The organism is Streptomyces sp. HUAS CB01, from assembly GCF_030406905.1.
GTDB lineage: Bacteria > Actinomycetota > Actinomycetes > Streptomycetales > Streptomycetaceae > Streptomyces > Streptomyces chengbuensis.
Genome location: NZ_CP129137.1, coordinates 2,742,065 through 2,760,384, shown reverse-complemented (window position 1 = coordinate 2,760,384; position 18,320 = coordinate 2,742,065). Strand labels below are relative to the sequence as shown.

Genomic DNA, 18,320 nt, shown 5'->3' with positions numbered 1-18,320 from the left:
TTCTTGTGAAACGCGAGCGATGACTCGTGTTTGCCAGTCTATGGCAATGGCCGACCCGTGCTGCCTGCTGCGCGGCACCGGTCCCGGGGGAGGGGAACACTGCCCGATGTCCGACGTCAATCACGAGCCGCGCCCGGGCGGCTGGACCCGCTTCGTCACCGCGCGACCACGGCTGTCGCTGCTGCTGGCACTCGTCGTCACCGCGCTCGCCGTCCTCGCGGGCAGCGGTGTCGCGGACCGGATGGGCAGCGGAGGATGGGAGGACCCCGACGCCCAGTCGACCTACGCCACCGAAGCCCTCGACCGCGAGTTCCCGGCCGCACGTCCCAATCTGCTCCTCCTCGTCCGCACCGGGCCCGAAGGCGTCGACGATCCGTCCGTCGCCGCCGAGGCCGAGCGGCTGACCGGGCGACTCGCCGGCGAGGAGGGCGTGACGGGCGTCGGCTCCTACTGGCGGACCGAGTCCCCCGCCCTGCGCGCCGAGGACGGCCGCGAAGCACTCATCGCCGCCCGGATCGAAGGCGACGAGAAGACGGCCGCCGGGGTGCTGGAGCGCATCGCGCCCGCGTACCGGGGCACGCACGGACCGGTGGAAGTCTCCGTCGGCGGGCCCGTCGCGGTCATGCACGACATGGAGACGATCATCCAGGAGGACCTCCTCCGCGCGGAGATGATCGCGCTGCCGGTGACGCTGGTCCTGCTCGTGATGGTCTTCGGCAGCGCGGTCGCCGCCCTGCTGCCGCTGGGCATCGGCATCGTCGCCATCCTGGGGACGAACGCGGTCCTGCGCGGACTGACCGAGTTCACCGACGTCTCGGTCTTCGCGCAGAACCTCACGACGGCCCTCGGTCTCGGACTCGCCATCGACTACGCCCTGTTCATCGTGCGCCGCTTCCGGGAGGAACTGGCGGGCGGGGCGCAGACGCGGGAGGCCATGGCGACCACGATCCGCACCGCCGGCCGCACGGTCCTCTTCTCGGCGCTGACGGTGGCCGTGTCACTCGCCGCGATGCTGGTCTTCCCGCAGTACTTCCTTCGGTCGTTCGCCTACGCGGGGATCGCCGTGGTCCTGCTGGCCGCCGCGGCCGCGCTCGTGCTCCTCCCCGCCGCGCTGATGCTCCTCGGCGACCGTGTGAACGCACTCGATCTGCGGAAGCTGTTCCGCCGCGGGCGCCGGCAGCCCGCGGGCGAGGCCCCGTCGCACTCGGCGGCCGGCTCCGCGGATGACGCCGACGGGGTGCGCTGGGCACGACTGGTGCGCCTCGTGATGCGCCGGGCACCCGTCTTCGCCGCGGCCACCACGGCCGGACTGGTGCTGCTCGGACTGCCGTTCCTGGGAGTGAGGTTCGGACCGGCGGACGACCGGCAGTTGCCGTCCGACGCGGAGTCGCATGTCGTGCAGCAGCACATCCGGGACGGGTTCCCCGGCAGTCCCGGCGGTGGTCTCGACGTCTTCGCCGAGGGTGCGGCCGACCCGCAGGACTACGCCGACTACCGCACGCGCGTCGAGGCCCTTCCAGGGGTCCGGCGCGTCGACGGACCGCTGGTCTCCGGTGAGCACGCGGTGTTCACGGTGCTGCCCGAGGAGGAGGCCGTCGGGGAGGAGTCACAGCGACTCGTCCGCGACCTCCGTGCGGAGCCGGCCCCGTTCGAGACCTCCGTGGCCGGTGCGGCGGCGATGCTCGTTGACTCCAAGGACGCGATCGGCGATCGGCTGCCGTGGGCCGCGGCGATCATCGCCGTCGTCACCCTCCTGCTCGTCTTCCTGCTCACCGGAAGCGTGCTGATCCCGCTCCAGGCCGTCGTGCTCAACGGACTGAGCCTCACGGCGATGTTCGGGGCCGTCGTCTGGGTCTTCCAGGAGGGGCATCTGTCCGGCCCGCTCTCCTTCACCGCCACGGGCGCCATCGAGACGACGCTTCCGGTGCTGATGTTCTGCGTCGCCTTCGGACTCTCCATGGACTACGGCGTGTTCCTGCTCTCCCGCATCAAGGAGGAGTACGACCGCACCGGCGACCACGAGCACGCCGTGGCCTTCGGGCTGCGCCGTACCGGAGGGCTGATCACCGCCGCGGCCGTGATCCTCGCGGTGGTGATGGTCGCGATCGGCACCTCGCGGGTGAGCAACACCAAGATGCTCGGTCTCGGCATCGCCCTCGCCGTGCTCGTGGACGCCATGGTGGTGCGCAGCCTGCTGGTCCCCTCGGTGATGAAGCTGACGGGCAGGGCCACCTGGTGGGCCCCGGCCCCGCTGCGGGCGCTCCACGCGAGGTTCGGTCTCAGCGAGGGCGGGATACCCGGGCCCGTCCCGGCGGGCGCCGTCGCACAGGAGCGCGGCGCCGACGAACGGGGCGGGCTCCCCCCTGCCGGCGGGGGCGGAACCCCGGACGGGGAGGACGACCGGGACCGCGACAACGTACCCGTGGGCGGTTAGGTTCGAGCCGAGGCGAGCGGAGCCGGGGAAAGGCGGGGCGGATGAGGGCCGTCGTGTTCGAGCGGTACGGGCAGATGCCCGAGGTGCGCCAGGTCCCCGACCCCGTGGTGCCCGAGCACGGTGTGGTCGTGCGCGTCGGGGCCACCGGACTGTGCCGGAGCGACTGGCACGGATGGATGGGTCACGACCCCGGCATCTCGCTGCCGCACGTGCCCGGCCATGAACTGGCCGGAGTGGTCGAGGCCGTCGGGCCCGGTGTCGCCGACTGGCGCCCGGGCGACCGGGTCACTGTGCCGTTCGTGTGCGGTTGCGGCCGCTGCGCGGCCTGTTCCGCGGGGGACCAGCAGGTCTGCGAGCGTCAGACGCAGCCCGGCTTCACGCACTGGGGCTCCTTCGCCGAGTACGTCGCGCTGGAGCACGCGGACGTCAATCTCGTACGGGTCCCCGAGGATCTGTCCTTCGCGACGGCGGCGGGACTCGGCTGCCGGTTCGCCACCGCCTTCCGGGCCGTCGTCGCCCAGGGGCGGGTGACCCCGGGTGAATGGGTCGCGATCCACGGCTGCGGCGGGGTCGGGCTCTCCGCGGTGATGATCGCGGCGGCCTGCGGGGCGCGGGTCGTGGCGGTGGACATCTCGCCCCGGGCCCTGGAGCTGGCGCGGAAGTTCGGCGCGGCGGAGTGCGTGGACGCGACCGGGCCCGGGGGCGCCGAGGGCACCGCCGAGGAGGTGCGCGAGCTGACGCGCGGGGGCGCCCATCTCTCGCTGGACGCCCTCGGCTCCCCCGCCACCTGTGTGGCGTCGGTGCAGAGCCTGCGCCGGCGGGGACGCCATGTTCAGGTGGGTCTGCTGCCCTCGGCCGCCGGTGACCCCGTGGTTCCCATGGGACGGGTCATCGGGGAGGAGCTGGAGATCCTGGGCAGCCACGGCATGGCCGCTCATGCCTATGGGCCGATGCTGGAAATGGTCCGCGCGGGAGCGCTGCGCCCCGACCTGCTGGTGACGTCCGTGATCCCGCTCGACGCGGCTCCCGCCGCCCTGTCGGCCATGGGCACGGCACCGGGGGCGGGAGTGACGATCATCGAGCCGTGACGGGCCTCCCGCCCTGTCGGTTCAGGCCACCGGCCGGCCCCGGTGGACGGCCCACTCGCGGGCGAGGACCGACATGGTCGTCGCGTCGACCCAGCCGTCCTCGTGGCGCAGGGCCTCGCGTTCGGTGCCCTCGGCGACGAAACCCGCCTTCTCGTAGGCGCGGCGGGCCCGGGGGTTGAAGTCGAAGACACTCAGGGATATCCGGTTCAGCCCGAGGCGCTCGAAGCCGTAGCCGATGATGAGCCGGACGGTCTCGGTGCCGAGGCCGCGGTCACGGCCGCGGGGGCCGATCAGGGTGCGGAAGTTGCAGCTGCGGTTCCGCTCGTCCCACTCGTTGAGGACGGCCTCGCCGACGAGTTCACCCGAGGCGCGGTCGACCACACCCAGGTCGAGACGGTCGTTCTGCTCGGTCCGGCCGGCGTACCAGGAGCGCAGCCGTTCGTCCGGGAAGGGAGGGGTGCCGGCGGAACCGGTGAGGAGGAGTACCTCCGGGTCGCGGAGGATCGCCGCCATCGTCGGGGCGTCCTCCTCGGTGAAGGGGCGCAGGACCACCTTCGTTCCGGTGAGGGTCGGCTTGGCGGAGAAGTCCGCCGGTCGTCGCTCGGTCACCCGGGGATTGTCGGAAGCACCCGGTGCCAGGGGCAAGCGGTTTGCTGCCATGGCCCCGCAGCCGGGGATGCGGGGCCCGGGACCTCAGCTCCTGCGCCCCCTGTTGCCGGGGCGGTTGGCCACCCAGACCCGGATGGTGTCGGCGTACCAGTACGGCTTGCCCGCCTCCACATGGTCCGGTGGAGGCAGGAGACCGTGCTTGCGGTACGAACGCACCGTGTCTGTCTGCACCTTGATGTGCGCGGCGATGTCCTTGTAGGACCAGAGTCTTCTGTCCGTCATCCGTGGCACCTCCCTGTACGCGCGGCAGCGGCGGCCGGGGGAGCCGTCGGGGGAGCTGCGGCGCGGGCGCTGGCGATCACTCAGCCTGTGCCCGTTGAACGACGCAGAGTGACGACAGGGGAGGGGCTGTCGAGGTTCTGTGACGCAAGACCCGCGTAACGGAGACATGTGTGACGAGGAGGCGACTCTTGTGACATGACGGAGGCAAAGGGGCGGCAGGGGCGCAGGGGCTCACGCGCCGCAGGAGCGGAGGAAGCGCCGGGTGCGTTCGGCGATGGGGAAGGGCTTGTCCGGAGGACAGGGGTACATGTCCTGCTCGACGATGGCGAACAACTCGGCGTCGAGGCGCTGGGCCGCGGCCAGGACCGGCTCCAGCGCGGGCACTCCCCCCGGCGGTTCGCACATCACGCCGCGCGCCACCGCGGGGCCGAACGGCACCTCGTTCGCGACCACTTCCGCCAGGATTGCCGGGTCCACCTGTTTGAGGTGGAGGTAGCCGATCCGCTCTCCGTAGGTCTCGATGAGCTTGACGCTGTCGCCACCGCAGTAGGCGTAGTGGCCCGTGTCCAGGCAGAGCGAGACCAGGTCCGCGTCGGTTGCGTCGAGGAAGCGGCTGACGTTCTCCTCGGTGTCGACATGGGTGTCCGCGTGGGGATGGACCACGATCCGCAGACCGAAGCGGTCGCCCACCTCCTGCCCCAGGCGCTCGGTCTGGGTGGTGAGATGGCGCCACTGCTCGGCCGTGAGGGTCCGGTCCTCCAGTACCTCACCGGTCTTGTCGTCGCGCCAGAAGGACGGGATGACGACGAGGTGGTCCGCACCCATCGCCCGGGTGAGGGCGGCGATGCCGGCGACATGGGCCCAGGTCTTCTCCCAGACGGCCGGGCCGTGGTGCAGTCCGGTGAAGACCGTGCCGGCCGAGACCTTCAGTCCTCGGGAGGAGGTCTCCTCGGCGAGCCGTGCGGGGTCGGTGGGGAGGTAGCCGTACGGGCCGAGTTCGATCCACTCGTATCCGGCCCGCGCCACCTCGTCGAGGAAGCGCTGCCACGGCACTTGCCGGGGGTCGTCGGGGAACCACACGCCCCAGGAGTCAGGGGCCGACCCGATCCGGATGCGGTTGAACGATGCTGCGGAGGAGGTCATGGCGGCCAGCTTTCCGGCCGCCGGAGAAAGGTGTCAAGCTTTCGTCCGAATGTAAGGACAAAATGTTGACAGTGCTCAGTGGAGCGGGCTAGACCAGGGGACAGCCGGGCGCGGAACCGAAGGGACACGTATGCCTCAGCCGTACGACGTCATCACGATGGGCCGGATCGGAGTGGACCTCTACCCCCTTCGGACCGGGGTCCCGCTGGCGCAGGTCGACACCTTCGGGAAGTTCCTCGGGGGGTCCGCCACGAACGTGGCGGTCGCCGCGGCCCGGCTCGGCCGGCGTGCCGCTGTCGTCACCCGGACCGGCCAGGACGCCTTCGGGGACTACCTCCACGAGGCGCTCCGCGAGTTCCGGGTCGACGACCGCTGGGTGACGGCGGTGCCGGGGCTGCCGACCCCCGTGACGTTCTGCGAGATTTTCCCGCCGGACGACTTCCCGCTGTACTTCTACCGGCAGCCGAAGGCCCCCGACCTCGAACTGCGCGCCGAGGAACTGGACATGGCCGCGATCGGCGCAACGCGGGTCTTCTGGACGACCGGCACCGGTCTGTGCGCCGAGCCCAGCCGGGAGGCCACCCTGGCCGCGCTCGAGCACCGGGCGAAGTCCGGGACGACCGTGTTCGACCTGGACTGGCGGCCCATGTTCTGGGAGGGCCCCACCGGTACGCCGGCGGACGAGGCCCGGCCGCACTACGCGAAGGCGCTCGCCCACGCCACCGTCGCCGTCGGCAATCTCGAGGAGTGCGAGATCGCCACCGGGGAGCGCGAACCGTACGCCGCCGCCCGTGCGCTCCTCGGCGCGGGGGTCGAGCTGGCCGTGGTCAAGCAGGGCCCCAAGGGCGTCCTGGCCGTGCACCGCGACGGCACGACCGCACAGGTGCCGCCGGTGGAGGTCGACGTCGTCAACGGCCTCGGCGCGGGCGACGCGTTCGGCGGGGCCATGGTCCACGGGCTCCTCGCCGGCTGGGAGTTGGGGCGGACCATGCGGTTCGCCAATGCCGCGGGAGCGATCGTCGCCGCGCGTCTCGCCTGCTCGTCGGCCATGCCCTACGCCGCCGAGGTGGACGCCCTCCTCGACGGCCACGCACCGGCCCCCGAACCGTGCCCCGACCCCCGGCCCGGCACGGACCGCGGACCCGGACCGGCGGCGGCCGGAGCGGCGTCGTGACCCGCGTCGACCTCACCGACCTCGTCAGGATCAGGGTCCGCCACCCGGAGGCCGTGGCCGAGGCGGCGGCCCGCCGCCGGCGCAGGCCCCTCGTCGGCAGCAGCGGCCGACTGATGATCATCGCCGCGGACCACCCCGCCCGGGGCGCGCTCGCGGTCGGCGACCAGCGGTACGCGATGGCCAACCGGCTGGGCCTCCTGGAGCGTCTGTGCACCGCGCTCGAGCGCCCCGGCGTGGACGGCGTCCTCGCCACCGCCGACGTCCTGGAGGACCTCCTCCTGCTCGGGGCGCTCGACGACAAGGTCGTCATGGGGTCGATGAACCGCGGCGGACTCGCCGGTGCCGCCTTCGAGCTGGACGACCGGTTCACCGGACACCGCGCCGAGGACCTCGCGCGCCTCGGTTTCGACGCGGGCAAGCTGCTCCTGCGCATCGACTACGACGACCCCGGCTCCCTGTCCACCCTCCACTCCACCGCCCGCGCCATCGACGAGATGGCCGCCCACCGGCTGCCGGTCTTCGTCGAGCCGTTCATCTGCCGCCGCGTCGACGGGGTACTGCGCAACGACCTGTCAGCCGAGGCCGTCACGCGTTCCATAGCCATCGCCTCCGGCCTCGCCGGCACGTCGGCGTACACCTGGCTGAAGATCCCCGTCACCGAGAACCCCGACGACATGGCGCGGGTGATGGAGACCTCCACGCTCCCCGCGGTCCTGCTCGGAGGCGATGTGGGAGACACCGCGGGCGGACAGGCGGCGGCGTACGAGAAATGGCGCGGCGCGCTGCAACTTCCCACGGTCCAGGGTCTGGTGGTGGGCCGATCACTGCTCTATCCGGTCGACGGCGACGTCACGGCGGCTGTCGACACGGCCGTGGGCCTGCTCTAGGGGGTACGGAGAACTCATGGACCACAGGGACGACACCGCACACGACCGGCATCTGCGGGCGGGGACCGCGGCCGACGGGCCGTACTCGCTCGACATCGACCCCAGGACGGCCGGCTGGGGGTACTCCGCGCTGCGGATCCTGGAGCTCGCCCCCGGCGCCTCCCACCTGCTGGACACCGGCGACAGCGAGTGGATCGTGCTGCCGCTGACGGGCGGGTGCACGGTCCACACCGAAGGCGCGACCATGGAACTGCTGGGCAGAGCAAGCGTGTTCGCCGGAGTCACCGACTTCGCGTACGTCCCGCGCGACGCCCAGGCGCTGATCGCCTCCGGCGCGGGAGGCCGCTTCGCCCTGGCAGGAGCGAAGTGCGAGCGACGACTCCCCGCTCGCCGCGGCCCCGCGCCGGAGGTCCCCGTCGAGGACCGGGGTTCGGGCGGCTGCGCCCGTCGTGTGCACAACTTCGCCGCCGCCGATTCCTTCGACTGCGACCGCCTCATCGCCGTCGAGGTGCTGACCCCGGGAGGCAACTGGTCCTCGTACCCGCCGCACAAGCACGACGAGCACCGGCCCGGCGAGGAGACGGAACTCGAGGAGATCTACTACTTCGAGATCGAGGGCGAGCACGGCTTCGGCTACCAGCGGGTGTCACCGTCCCGTCCCGGGGGCACCGATCTGCTCGCCGAGGTCCGCAGCGGTGACGCCGTCCTCGTCCCGGACGGCTGGCACGGTCCCTCCATCGCCGCCCCGGGCCACGCCATGTACTACCTGAACGTCATGGCCGGCCCCGGGCCCGAGCGCGCCTGGCACATCTGCTTCCACCCCGATCACACGGAGGGCTACCGATGAGCGCACAGAGGCTGACCGTCGCCCAGGCGCTGGTGCGGTTCCTGGCCCGCCAGTACACCGAGCGGGACGGCCGCAGGCAGCGGCTCGTCGGAGCCATGTGGGGCATCTTCGGCCACGGCAACGTAGCCGGAATCGGCCAGGCCCTCCTCGAGTCCGAGGACATGCCCTTCGTCCAGGGGCGCAACGAGCAGGCGATGGTGCACGCGGCGGTCGGCCACGCCCGCCAGTCGAACCGGCTGACCACGCACGCCGTCACCACCTCCATCGGCCCGGGCGCCACCAACCTCGTCACCGGGGCGGCCCTCGCGACCGTCAACCGCCTCCCGGTCCTGCTCCTGCCCGGCGACACCTTCGCGACCCGCCCCGCCGATCCCGTCCTCCAGCAGTTGGAGGTCCCGTACGCGGGGGACGTCTCGGTCAACGACTGCCTGCGTCCGGTGTCCGCCTACTTCGACCGGATCACCCGGCCCGAGGCGCTGATCCCCGCCGCGCTCGCCGCGGCGCGGGTCCTCACCGACCCGGCCGCGACCGGGGCGGTCACGCTCGCGCTGCCGCAGGACGTGCAGGCGGAGGCGTACGACTGGCCGGAGGAGTTCTTCGCCGAGCGCGTCTGGCACGTGCGCCGTCCGCAGCCGGACCCGGAGGAACTCGCGGCTGCGGTGCTCGCCGTACGGTCCGCGCGCCGGCCCCTGGCCGTCGCGGGAGGGGGAGTGCACCACAGCGGGGCGGAGGACGCCCTGCGGACCTTCGCGGAGGCCACCGGGATCCCCGTCGCCTCGACGCAGGCCGGGAAGGGCTCTCTGCCCTACGACCACCCGGCGGACGTCGGCGGCATCGGGCACACCGGCACCGCGACCGCGGACGAACTCGCCCGGACGGCCGACCTGGTCATCGGCGTCGGCACCCGCTACACCGACTTCACCACCGCCTCGGCGACCCTCTTCGCCCACCCCGGTGTCCGCTTCCTCAACCTCAACATCACCGGATTCGACGCCCACAAGCTCGCCGGGCTCCCGCTCGTCGCGGACGCCCGGGCCGGACTGGACGCGCTGACTGCGGCCCTGGGCGGACACCGTGCCGAGCCCCGCTACGAGACGGAGTACGCCGACGCCAAGGAGCGCTGGGAGCGCCGGGTCGACGCCGCCTACGAGGCGCCCGACCCGGACGTCCGCCCCACCCAGACCCAGGTGCTCGGCGCGCTCGACGGCCTGGTCACCGGCGACGACATCGTGATCAACGCCGCGGGATCCCTCCCGGGCGACCTCCACAAACTGTGGCGGACCCGCTCCCGCGACCAGTACCACGTCGAGTACGGCTACTCGTGCATGGGCTACGAGATCCCCGCGGCGATCGGGGTCGCGATGGCAGCGCCCGGACGGCCCGTCTGGGCCCTCGTCGGGGACGGTACGTACCTGATGAATCCCACCGAGATCGTCACGGCGGTCCAGGAGGGCGTCCCGATCAAGGTGGTCGTCCTGCAGAACCACGGGTACGCGTCGATCGGCTGCCTCTCGGAGGCGGTCGGCTCGGAGCGCTTCGGCACGGCCTACCGCCACCGGGAGCCTGGGGCGCCGCGCGCCGGAGGGCCCGGGGCCGCCGGGGGAGGCCCCTACACGGGAGCGCCCCTCCCGGTCGACCTCGCCGCCAACGCCGCCTCCCTCGGAATGCGGGTGCTCCGCCCCAAGACCCTGCGTGACCTGCGCGAAGCCCTCGCCGAGGCCCGCGCGGCGGACCGCCCCACATGTGTCTACGTCGAGACCGAAACGGCAGACACTGTGTCGGGCGCGCCGCCGGCACAGGCGTGGTGGGATGTTCCTGTGGCCGAGACCGCGACCCGGCCGTCGGCGGTCAAGGCCCGGGAGGAGTACGACCGGCAGGCCGCGACCCGGCGCCGCCATCTCTGAGGGACCCGAAGGAGCTTTCCGTCATGACGAAGACCGTCAACCACTGGATCGGTGGCAAGACCGTCGAGGGCGCGTCCGGCAACTGGGGACCGGTCACCGACCCGGCGACCGGTGCCGTGACCACGAAGGTCGCGCTCGCGTCGGTCGAGGAGGTCGACAGCGCCGTCGCCGCGGCCAAGGCCGCCTTCGAGACCTGGGGCACCTCCTCCCTGGCCCAGCGGACCTCGATCCTCTTCCGCTTCCGCGCGCTGCTCGACGCCAACCGCGACGCGATCGCCGAGCTGATCACCGCGGAGCACGGAAAGGTCCACTCGGACGCGCTCGGGGAGGTGGCCCGGGGCCTCGAGATCGTCGACCTGGCCTGCGGGATCACCACGCAGCTCAAGGGCGAGCTGTCCACACAGGTGTCGAACCGGGTGGACGTGGCGGCGATCCGCCAGCCCGTCGGCGTCGTGGCCGGCATCACGCCCTTCAACTTCCCGGCGATGGTGCCGATGTGGATGTTCCCGCTCGCCATCGCCTGCGGCAACACCTTCGTGCTCAAGCCGAGCGAGAAGGACCCGTCCGCCGCGCTGAAGATCGCCGAGCTGCTCGCCGAGGCAGGTCTGCCGGACGGCGTCTTCAACGTCGTCCACGGCGACAAGGTCGCCGTCGACCGCCTCCTGGAGCACCCGGACATCTCGGCGATCTCCTTCGTCGGCTCCACTCCGATCGCCCGCTACATCCACACCACCGCCTCGGCGAACGGCAAGCGCGTACAGGCGCTCGGTGGCGCCAAGAACCACATGCTCGTCCTGCCGGACGCCGACCTGGACGCGGCCGCGGACGCCGCGGTCTCCGCCGCGTACGGCTCCGCGGGCGAGCGCTGCATGGCGATCTCCGCGGTGGTGGCCGTCGGCGCGGTCGGCGACGAACTCGTCGACAAGATCCGCGAGCGCGCGGAGAAGATCAAGATCGGCCCGGGCGACGACCCGTCGTCCGAGATGGGCCCGCTCATCACCAAGGCCCACCGGGACAAGGTCGCCTCGTACGTCCACGGCGCCGCGGACCAGGGCGCCGACGTCGTCCTCGACGGCACGGGCTACACCGTGGACGGCTGCGAGGACGGCCACTGGATCGGGCTGTCCCTCCTGGACAAGGTGTCCACCGACTCCGACGCGTACCGGGACGAGATCTTCGGCCCCGTCCTGTGCGTGCTGCGTGCCGACACCTACGAGGAGGGCCTCGCGCTCATCAACGCCTCGCCGTTCGGCAACGGCACGGCGATCTTCACCCGCGACGGCGGCGCCGCCCGGCGCTTCCAGCTGGAGGTGCAGGCGGGCATGGTCGGCGTGAACGTGCCGATCCCGGTCCCGGTGGGCTACCACTCCTTCGGCGGGTGGAAGGACTCGCTCTTCGGCGACCTGCACGTCTACGGCAACGACGGCGTGCAGTTCTACACCCGCGGCAAGGTCGTGACGACCCGCTGGCCGGACCCCTCCGAGCCGCACGGCGGCGTCGACCTCGGCTTCCCGCGCAACCACTGACGGCCCCGCGCCCGGCCCTCCGGGTGCCACGCGGCCCGCAACGCCACGCGGCCCGTACGGAACCCTCACCCCGTACGGGCCGCGTCCGGCGTCGCGGGCCGCAGCTCCCGGCGCACGGGAATCTGCTCATGGGGCAAGGGCCTTGGCGCGTCCGGGGCGGCGGCGCATCCCGGGGCCCGCGGAAATCCACGGGCGTTCCATCGGTGCCCGCGGATACCGTGCGAGGGCCATGACACCACCCACGTACGAGATACGCGCACTTCACACCGAGACGACGATCACGGTCTACCAGGCGTACGACCCGGCGATCGGCGTGCCCGCCGCCCGGGACGGCCGGTTCCCGGTCTCCTGGAAGAGGGACCGGATGACCTGGATCAAGCCGTCGTTCCTGTGGATGATGTACCGCTGCGGCTGGGGCACCAAGGAGGGCCAGCAGACCGTCCTCGCGATCGAGATCGGCCGCGACGGGTTCGAATGGGCGCTGCACAACGCCTGTCTGTCCCACTACTCACCGGGGGTCCACAGGGATCAGGCGGACTGGAAGCGCCGGCTCCGGCAGGCGCCGGCCCGGGTGCAGTGGGATCCGGAGCGGGACCTGCGGTTGACGCCGCTGCCGTACCGCTCTCTGCAGCTGGGACTGGCCGGGGAGGCGTCGGCCCGGTTCGCGGACGAGTGGACCGTGCGCATCGACGACGTGACCCCGCTCGCGCACGAGATCCACGCCCGGGTGCGGCGCGGGGATCTGGAGGCCGCCCGAAAGCTGATGCCCGAGGAGCGGGCCTACCCCGTGGGGGAGGGGCTCCTCGGGCATCTCACGGCCCCGGCGCGGCCGGAGCCGGCACCGTAGGGGCGGAGGCCGGCCCGGCCGGGACGCCGGACCGGGCCGGCCGTGCCGACCGGGCCGCCGGGATCAGAACAGCGAGTGCAGCAGCTTGTTCGGGGACCCCGTGCGCGGGTCCGTGACCTTGCCGCTGGTCGCGTTGTTCACCAGGGCGTCGCGGACCTGTGCCGGGGACGCCGTGGGGTTGTCCGCCAGGTAGAGCGCGGCGACACCCGCGGTGTGCGGGGTGGCCATCGACGTGCCGGAGATGGTGCTCGTCGCGCTGTCGCTGTCCTTCCACGCCGAGGTGATGTCCACGCCGGGGGCGAACAGGTCCAGGCACGTGCCGTAGTTGGAGAACGACGCCCGCCGGTCCGTCCTGTCCGTGGCGCCGACCGTGATGGCCTCGGGGACGCGGGCCGGGGAGTAGTTGCACGCGTTCACGGGGATGCCGATGAGGATGCCGTTGCCCGCCGCGATCGAGTAGCTGACACCCGAGGCGATGGACCGCTTCACCGCGCTGTCCAGGGCGGCGCTGGCGCTGCCGCCGAGGCTCATGTTGGCCACGGCCGGCTTGGCCGCGTTCGCCGTCACCCAGTCGACGCCCGCGATGACGCCCTCGGTCGTGCCGGAGCCGTCACAGCCGAGGACGCGCACGGCGATCAGGTTGACGCCCTTGGCGACGCCGTAGGTCCTGCCTCCCACGGTGCCGGCCACGTGGGTGCCGTGGCCCTGGCAGTCCTGACCGTTCCGGCCGTCGCCGACGGTGTCGGTGCCGACGCTCGCCCGGTCGCCGAACTCTCCGTGCGAGGTGCGGATGCCGGTGTCGATGATGTACGCGTTCACGTTCGACGCCGCCGTGTTGTGCGTGTACGTCGTCGACAGCGGCAGACTGCGCTGGTCCACGCGGTCGAGGCCCCAGGTCGCGTTGGTCTGGGTCTCGTTGAGGCGGATGACGCTGTTCTGCTCCACGTACGCCACCCGCGGGTCGGCGGCGAGTCGCTCGGCCTCGGCCTTGGACATGGAGGCGGAGAAGCCGTTCAGCACCGACCGGAAGACGTGCTTGGGGGTCACGTCCTGATCGGCGGTCAGTTCGGAGACACGGGTGCTGCCGTCCTTCAGGACGACGATCCAGCTGTTCTGTACGGCGGTTGCAGTGGGGGCGAGACGGAGATCGCCGAGCGGCGCACTGTGCGCTGTGGGGGTGACGGCGAACTGGAGACCGGCCGCGACGACGGCTGCGGAGAGCAGCGCGCCCATGCGTATGGAGCGGCGGGCAGTGAATCTCATCTCGTGCACCTGACCTCTCTCTTTGATCGGAACACGACAAACATCCGCGCGGCGGTGCGGACGTCGGCACAGCGTCTCGTGAGGTGATGCGGCACACAAGGGGTTGTTACCGATGGCTTGGATCAAAAGCCCTGGTGGGATGGGCAATTTGGTGGACATCGGCGACATCTGCAGGGTGCACGCAGGTGTTGGCGCCCCGTCCGTTCATTCGGGCGAAACGGCCAAAAGTGACCCGCCGTGAAGTGCCGGTCGAAGACGGTGGATCCGCCCTGCTCGGGACGTCTCCGGGCGCCGGACCGGACGTACGGGCGGCGCGCAACGGAGTGCCCGCACCCCGGGCCCGTGTACCGCGCCTGGTGTACGGCGAGGCCGACGGGTACTACCCGAGGAGGTCATGGAGTTCCGACCGGCGGCAGCGGCGGCCGGACCGGCCGTCCGCTTATGGTTTCGGGCATGAGGATCCGACTCCCCGGACGAGCCGTGCTGCCGCGGCGCCGAAGCCGATGGCTCGCGGCCGTCGCCGCCTTCACCGTGCTCGCGGGGGCGGGCACCTGGACCGCCGCCGTCTCGGACGACGAGCCCCCCGTGCACCGCGAGGACCACGTACTGACCATGCCGGGCGCGAGGATCGACACCTCGTACTTCACCTCCGGGGACGGCCGCCGTCCCGCGGTGCTGATCGGGCACGGCTTCGGCAGCAGCAAGGACTCCGTACGGCAGCAGGCGGAGACGCTGGCGAGAGACGGCTACGCCGTCATGACCTGGTCCGCGCGCGGCTTCGGCGAGTCCACCGGCACCATCGGGCTCAACGACCCCGAGCACGAGGTCAAGGACGTCTCGCGGCTGATCGACTGGCTCGCCGGGCGAGCGGAGGTCGAACTGGACGCCGACGGCGACCCCCGCGTCGGGGTCACCGGGGTGTCCTACGGAGGCGCCGTCGCCCTGCTCGCGGCAGGCCACGACCGCAGGGTCGACGCCGTCGCGCCGCAGATCACGTACTGGAACCTGGCCGACGCGCTGTTCCCGGACGGCGTCTTCAAGAAGCTCTGGGCGGGCATGTTCTTCACGGCCGGTTCGGCCGGCGGCTCGGGGCTCGTCCCCGACGCGGGCGAAGCCCCGGCGGACGCTCCCGCCGGGGACGGACCGGGCACCGGCAGGGCACGGGACGGCGGCGGAGCCGGAACCGGCGACGACGCCGCGGCAGGCACCGGGACCGGAGCTCCGACGCAGCCCGGCGCCACGGGCCGTGACGACGCCCGCGCCTCCGCCACGCAGCCCGCGGCGGCCTGTGGACGCTTCGAGCCCGCCCTGTGCGCCATGTACGAGCGCGTCGCGACCAGCGGTCGGCCCGACGCCGAGGCGCGGGCCCTGCTGGAGGCCCGCAGCCCGTCCGCCGTGGCCGACCGGATCAAGGTCCCCGCGCTCATCGTCCAGGGACAGTCCGACTCGCTCTTCCCGCTCTCCCACGCCGACGCCATGGCCGGGGCGATCGCCGGCAACGGCGCGCCCGTGGCCGTCGACTGGATCGCCGGCGGACACGACGGCGGCGATCTGGAGACGGCGCGGGTCCAGGGGCGTATCTCCGCCTGGTTCGACCGGTACCTGAACGGGGACAAGGCCGCGGACACCGGCCCCGCGTTCCGCGTCAGCCGCACCGGAGGCGTCGACTCCACCGACGGGCAGGCGACGCTGCGCGGAGCCACGGCCGATGCGTACCCCGGCCTGGGCGCGGGGCGCCGCGAGGTCGCCCTGGCCGGCGGGACGCAGTCCTTCCGCAACCCGGCCGGGGCCAACCCCCCGGGAATCTCCAGCGTGCCCGGACTGGGCGGCGGGCTCTCCCGGTTCTCCTCGCTCGGCGTCGGCCTCTCGCTCGACTTCCCCGGCCAGCACGCCCGCTTCGACTCCGCACCGCTCGACCGCAGCACCCGCGTCACCGGCTCGCCCACCGTCCGCGTGGAGGTGGGCTCGGACAGCGGCGAGGCGGTCCTGTTCGGCAAGGTCTACGACGTCGGCCCGGACGGCCGTCAGCAGGTGCTTCCCGCCCAGCTCGTCGCCCCCGTCCGGATCGAGGACGCCAAGGCGGGCCGGACCGTCGAACTGACGCTCCCCGCCGTGGACCACGAGGTCGAGGCGGGCCACCGGCTGCGGCTCGTGCTCGCGGCCACCGACCTCGCCCACGCGTCGCCGACCGCCCCCGCGGCCTACACCGTCACCCCCGTGGGACCGCTGACCGTGCCCACCGCGCCCGCCGTCACCACCCAGGCGGCGGGGCTGCCCTGGTGGGTGTGGGGCCTGCCCGCCGCAGGCGCGGTGGTGGCGGCGGTCCTGCTGATCACCGCGCACCGCCGGACCGCGGCGCCCGCCCCCGACCCCGGGCTCGCCGGCGTACCGCTGCAGATCACCGGACTCACCAAGCGGTACGCCGGATCGGCCGACAAGTACGCGGTACGTGAGCTCTCGTTCCGCGTCGAGAAGGGCCAGGTGCTCGGGCTCCTCGGCCCGAACGGCGCCGGCAAGACCACCACGCTCCGCATGCTGATGGGACTCATCACCCCCGACGACGGAGAGATCAGGGTCTTCGGACATGCCGTCAGGCCCGGAGCGCCCGTCCTCTCCCGGGTCGGCGCCTTCGTCGAGGGCGCGGGCTTCCTGCCGCATCTGTCGGGCCGGGAGAACCTCGAGCTGTACTGGCGTGCCACCGGCCGTCCCACCGAGGACTCCCACGTCGAGGAGGCCCTGGAGATCGCGGGCCTCGGCGACGCCCTCGCCCGCGCGGTCCGCACCTACTCACAGGGCATGCGGCAGCGCCTCGCCATCGCCCAGGCGATGCTCGGACTGCCGGATCTGCTCATCCTCGACGAACCCACCAACGGACTGGACCCGCCGCAGATCCGCGAGATGCGGGACGTGATGATCCGGTACGCGGCCGGGGGCCGGACCGTCATCGTCTCCAGCCACCTCCTCTCGGAGGTCGAGCAGTCCTGCACGCATCTCGTCGTCATGGACCGCGGCAGGCTGGTCCAGGCGGGACAGGTCGCCGACATCACCGGTGCCGGCGACACCCTGCTGGTGACCACGGCCGAGGACCTGTCGGCACCGCTCGTGGAGAAGATCGCCGCACTGCCGGGGGTCGGCTCCGCCGTCCGCGCCGACGGAGGCGGCGGTGTGCTGGTCCGCCTCGACGGGGCGAGCGCCGCCGCCCTGGTCGCCGAACTCGTCCGGCTGGACGTACCGGTGACCGGAGTGGGACCGCACCGGCGCCTGGAGGACGCGTTCCTCACCCTGATCGGAGGAGCATCCGCATGAGCACCACCCCCGTGCGCACCGAGGCCCGCGCGGCGAGCGTGGCGACCGCGCCCGGCTATCGGGCGCGGCGCACCCTGCCGCTGCGTGTCGAGGCGGTCCGCCAGCTGAAGCGGCGGCGGACGCTCGTGATGGGCGCGATCCTGGCGGCGCTGCCGTTCGTGCTGATCGTGGCCTTCGCGATCGGCGGCTCCCCGGACGAGCGCGGCGACGGCGGTGGCGGCCGGATCAACCTGATGGACACGGCGACCGCGTCCGGTGCCAACTTCGCGGCCACCTGCCTGTTCGTGTCGGCCGGTTTCCTGCTGGTCGTGCCGGTCGCGCTGTTCTGCGGCGACACCGTGGCGTCCGAGGCGAGCTGGTCGTCCCTGCGCTACCTGCTGGCGGCGCCCGTGCCCCGGTCCCGGCTGCTGTGGTCGAAGCTGGCGGTCGCGCTGGGCTTCAGCGCGGCGGCGATGGTCCTGCTGCCGCTGGTGGGACTGGCGGTGGGGACGGTGGCCTACGGCTGGGGGCCCCTGCGACTGCCGACCGGCGGCTCGCTGGCGACGGCCGACACGCTTCCCAGGCTCGCACTCGTCGTCGCGTACATCTTCGTCTCCCAACTGGTCACCGCCGGGCTCGCGTTCTGGCTGTCCACCAAGACCGACGCACCGCTGGGCGCGGTCGGCGGCGCGGTCGGGCTGACCATCATCGGGAACGTCCTGGACGCCGTGACGGCGCTGGGCTCCTGGCGCGACTTCCTGCCGGCGCACTGGCAGTTCGCCTGGGCCGACGCGCTCCAGCCCCAGCTCGAATGGGGCGGCATGCTGAAGGGCACGGCGGTGTCCGTGACGTTCGCCCTCGTGCTGATCGCCCTTGCCTTCCGCGGGTTCGCCCGCAAGGACATCGTGTCCTGACCGCCGCGGGAAGCCCGCCCGTACGGCGTGAGACGCGCTCCCGGCGTCTCACGCCGTACGTGTGTCCGCCGCCCGCCAACGGTTCCGGTACGGAGGGCCGTTGCCGCATCGAGACGC

At 72.5% G+C, this 18,320-nt stretch carries 14 protein-coding genes; 10 read left to right on the top strand and 4 right to left on the bottom strand.

Annotation, left to right across the window (positions count from 1 at the left end; all coding sequences use genetic code 11):
• The first annotated feature begins 106 nt into the window (after positions 1-106).
• Entirely contained in the window at positions 107-2,434 is a 2,328-nt protein-coding gene (locus QRN89_RS12210) for an MMPL family transporter (protein ID WP_290349373.1), read from the top strand.
• A 41-nt stretch (positions 2,435-2,475) separates the two neighbouring features.
• Complete coding sequence (locus QRN89_RS12205; RefSeq protein WP_290349372.1) at positions 2,476-3,522, top strand: zinc-dependent alcohol dehydrogenase family protein; 1,047 nt, start codon at positions 2,476-2,478, stop codon at positions 3,520-3,522.
• Positions 3,523-3,543: 21 nt separating this feature from the next.
• On the opposite strand, the gene QRN89_RS12200 is transcribed toward QRN89_RS12205, so the two are convergent.
• From QRN89_RS12200 to QRN89_RS12190, 3 genes are all read right to left on the bottom strand, one after another.
• Entirely contained in the window at positions 3,544-4,131 is a 588-nt protein-coding gene (locus QRN89_RS12200; RefSeq protein WP_290349371.1) for a GNAT family N-acetyltransferase, read from the bottom strand.
• A gap of 84 nt (positions 4,132-4,215) precedes the next feature.
• A complete protein-coding gene (locus QRN89_RS12195; RefSeq protein ID WP_290349370.1) occupies positions 4,216-4,413 on the bottom strand; it encodes a helix-turn-helix transcriptional regulator in 198 nt (65 codons plus the stop codon).
• A 231-nt stretch (positions 4,414-4,644) separates the two neighbouring features.
• A complete protein-coding gene (locus QRN89_RS12190; RefSeq protein WP_290349369.1) occupies positions 4,645-5,556 on the bottom strand; it encodes a sugar phosphate isomerase/epimerase family protein in 912 nt (303 codons plus the stop codon).
• Between the two features lie 130 nt (positions 5,557-5,686).
• Between QRN89_RS12190 and iolC the strand changes: the two genes are divergently transcribed.
• The 6 genes from iolC to QRN89_RS12160 all read left to right on the top strand — a co-directional run bounded on the left by iolC (position 5,687) and on the right by QRN89_RS12160 (position 12,741).
• The gene (gene iolC, locus QRN89_RS12185) at positions 5,687-6,730 is read left to right on the top strand and encodes a 5-dehydro-2-deoxygluconokinase (protein WP_290349368.1); all 1,044 of its coding nucleotides are present in this window, start codon (positions 5,687-5,689) and stop codon (positions 6,728-6,730) included.
• Positions 6,727-7,617, top strand: a complete 891-nt coding sequence (locus QRN89_RS12180; RefSeq protein ID WP_290349367.1) for a Cgl0159 family (beta/alpha)8-fold protein — start codon at positions 6,727-6,729, stop codon at positions 7,615-7,617. The genes iolC and QRN89_RS12180 overlap by 4 nt, the downstream gene beginning before the upstream one ends.
• A 16-nt stretch (positions 7,618-7,633) precedes the next feature.
• Positions 7,634-8,464, top strand: a complete 831-nt coding sequence (gene iolB / locus QRN89_RS12175; protein WP_290349366.1) for a 5-deoxy-glucuronate isomerase — start codon at positions 7,634-7,636, stop codon at positions 8,462-8,464.
• A complete protein-coding gene (gene iolD / locus QRN89_RS12170; RefSeq protein ID WP_290349365.1) occupies positions 8,461-10,368 on the top strand; it encodes a 3D-(3,5/4)-trihydroxycyclohexane-1,2-dione acylhydrolase (decyclizing) in 1,908 nt (635 codons plus the stop codon). The genes iolB and iolD overlap by 4 nt, the downstream gene beginning before the upstream one ends.
• A gap of 23 nt (positions 10,369-10,391) precedes the next feature.
• Positions 10,392-11,894: a CoA-acylating methylmalonate-semialdehyde dehydrogenase gene (gene mmsA, locus QRN89_RS12165; protein WP_290349364.1), complete on the top strand. Its 1,503-nt coding sequence runs from the start codon at positions 10,392-10,394 to the stop codon at positions 11,892-11,894.
• A gap of 229 nt (positions 11,895-12,123) precedes the next feature.
• Entirely contained in the window at positions 12,124-12,741 is a 618-nt protein-coding gene (locus tag QRN89_RS12160) for a DUF4291 domain-containing protein (protein WP_290349363.1), read from the top strand.
• A gap of 63 nt (positions 12,742-12,804) precedes the next feature.
• Here the strand turns inward: QRN89_RS12160 and QRN89_RS12155 are convergent, their stop codons facing one another.
• Positions 12,805-13,974 carry a S8 family peptidase gene (locus QRN89_RS12155; RefSeq protein ID WP_290353675.1) on the bottom strand — a complete coding sequence of 390 codons (1,170 nt, stop codon included), beginning with the start codon at positions 13,972-13,974 and terminating at the stop codon, positions 12,805-12,807.
• Between the two features lie 483 nt (positions 13,975-14,457).
• Between QRN89_RS12155 and QRN89_RS12150 the strand changes: the two genes are divergently transcribed.
• Both QRN89_RS12150 and QRN89_RS12145 read left to right on the top strand, forming a co-directional pair.
• Complete coding sequence (locus QRN89_RS12150; protein ID WP_290349362.1) at positions 14,458-17,310, top strand: alpha/beta fold hydrolase; 2,853 nt, start codon at positions 14,458-14,460, stop codon at positions 17,308-17,310.
• Positions 17,307-18,203, top strand: coding sequence for an ABC transporter permease (locus QRN89_RS12145; protein WP_290349361.1), 897 nt, complete (start codon positions 17,307-17,309; stop codon positions 18,201-18,203). Before QRN89_RS12150 ends, QRN89_RS12145 begins: the two co-directional genes overlap by 4 nt.
• Positions 18,204-18,320 lie beyond the last annotated feature (117 nt).

What these genes read in the sequence shown, in the direction of transcription:
- QRN89_RS12210 (WP_290349373.1), top strand. Translation starts at nt 107, where the DNA reads ATGTCCGACGTCAATCACGAGCCGCGCCCGGGCGGCTGGACCCGCTTC.
- QRN89_RS12205 (WP_290349372.1), top strand. Translation starts at nt 2,476, where the DNA reads ATGAGGGCCGTCGTGTTCGAGCGGTACGGGCAGATGCCCGAGGTGCGC.
- QRN89_RS12195 (WP_290349370.1), bottom strand. Translation starts at nt 4,413, where the DNA reads ATGACGGACAGAAGACTCTGGTCCTACAAGGACATCGCCGCGCACATC.
- QRN89_RS12190 (WP_290349369.1), bottom strand. Translation starts at nt 5,556, where the DNA reads ATGACCTCCTCCGCAGCATCGTTCAACCGCATCCGGATCGGGTCGGCC.
- iolC (WP_290349368.1), top strand. Translation starts at nt 5,687, where the DNA reads ATGCCTCAGCCGTACGACGTCATCACGATGGGCCGGATCGGAGTGGAC.
- iolB (WP_290349366.1), top strand. Translation starts at nt 7,634, where the DNA reads ATGGACCACAGGGACGACACCGCACACGACCGGCATCTGCGGGCGGGG.
- iolD (WP_290349365.1), top strand. Translation starts at nt 8,461, where the DNA reads ATGAGCGCACAGAGGCTGACCGTCGCCCAGGCGCTGGTGCGGTTCCTG.
- mmsA (WP_290349364.1), top strand. Translation starts at nt 10,392, where the DNA reads ATGACGAAGACCGTCAACCACTGGATCGGTGGCAAGACCGTCGAGGGC.
- QRN89_RS12160 (WP_290349363.1), top strand. Translation starts at nt 12,124, where the DNA reads ATGACACCACCCACGTACGAGATACGCGCACTTCACACCGAGACGACG.
- QRN89_RS12155 (WP_290353675.1), bottom strand. Translation starts at nt 13,974, where the DNA reads ATGGGCGCGCTGCTCTCCGCAGCCGTCGTCGCGGCCGGTCTCCAGTTC.
- QRN89_RS12150 (WP_290349362.1), top strand. Translation starts at nt 14,458, where the DNA reads ATGAGGATCCGACTCCCCGGACGAGCCGTGCTGCCGCGGCGCCGAAGC.
- QRN89_RS12145 (WP_290349361.1), top strand. Translation starts at nt 17,307, where the DNA reads ATGAGCACCACCCCCGTGCGCACCGAGGCCCGCGCGGCGAGCGTGGCG.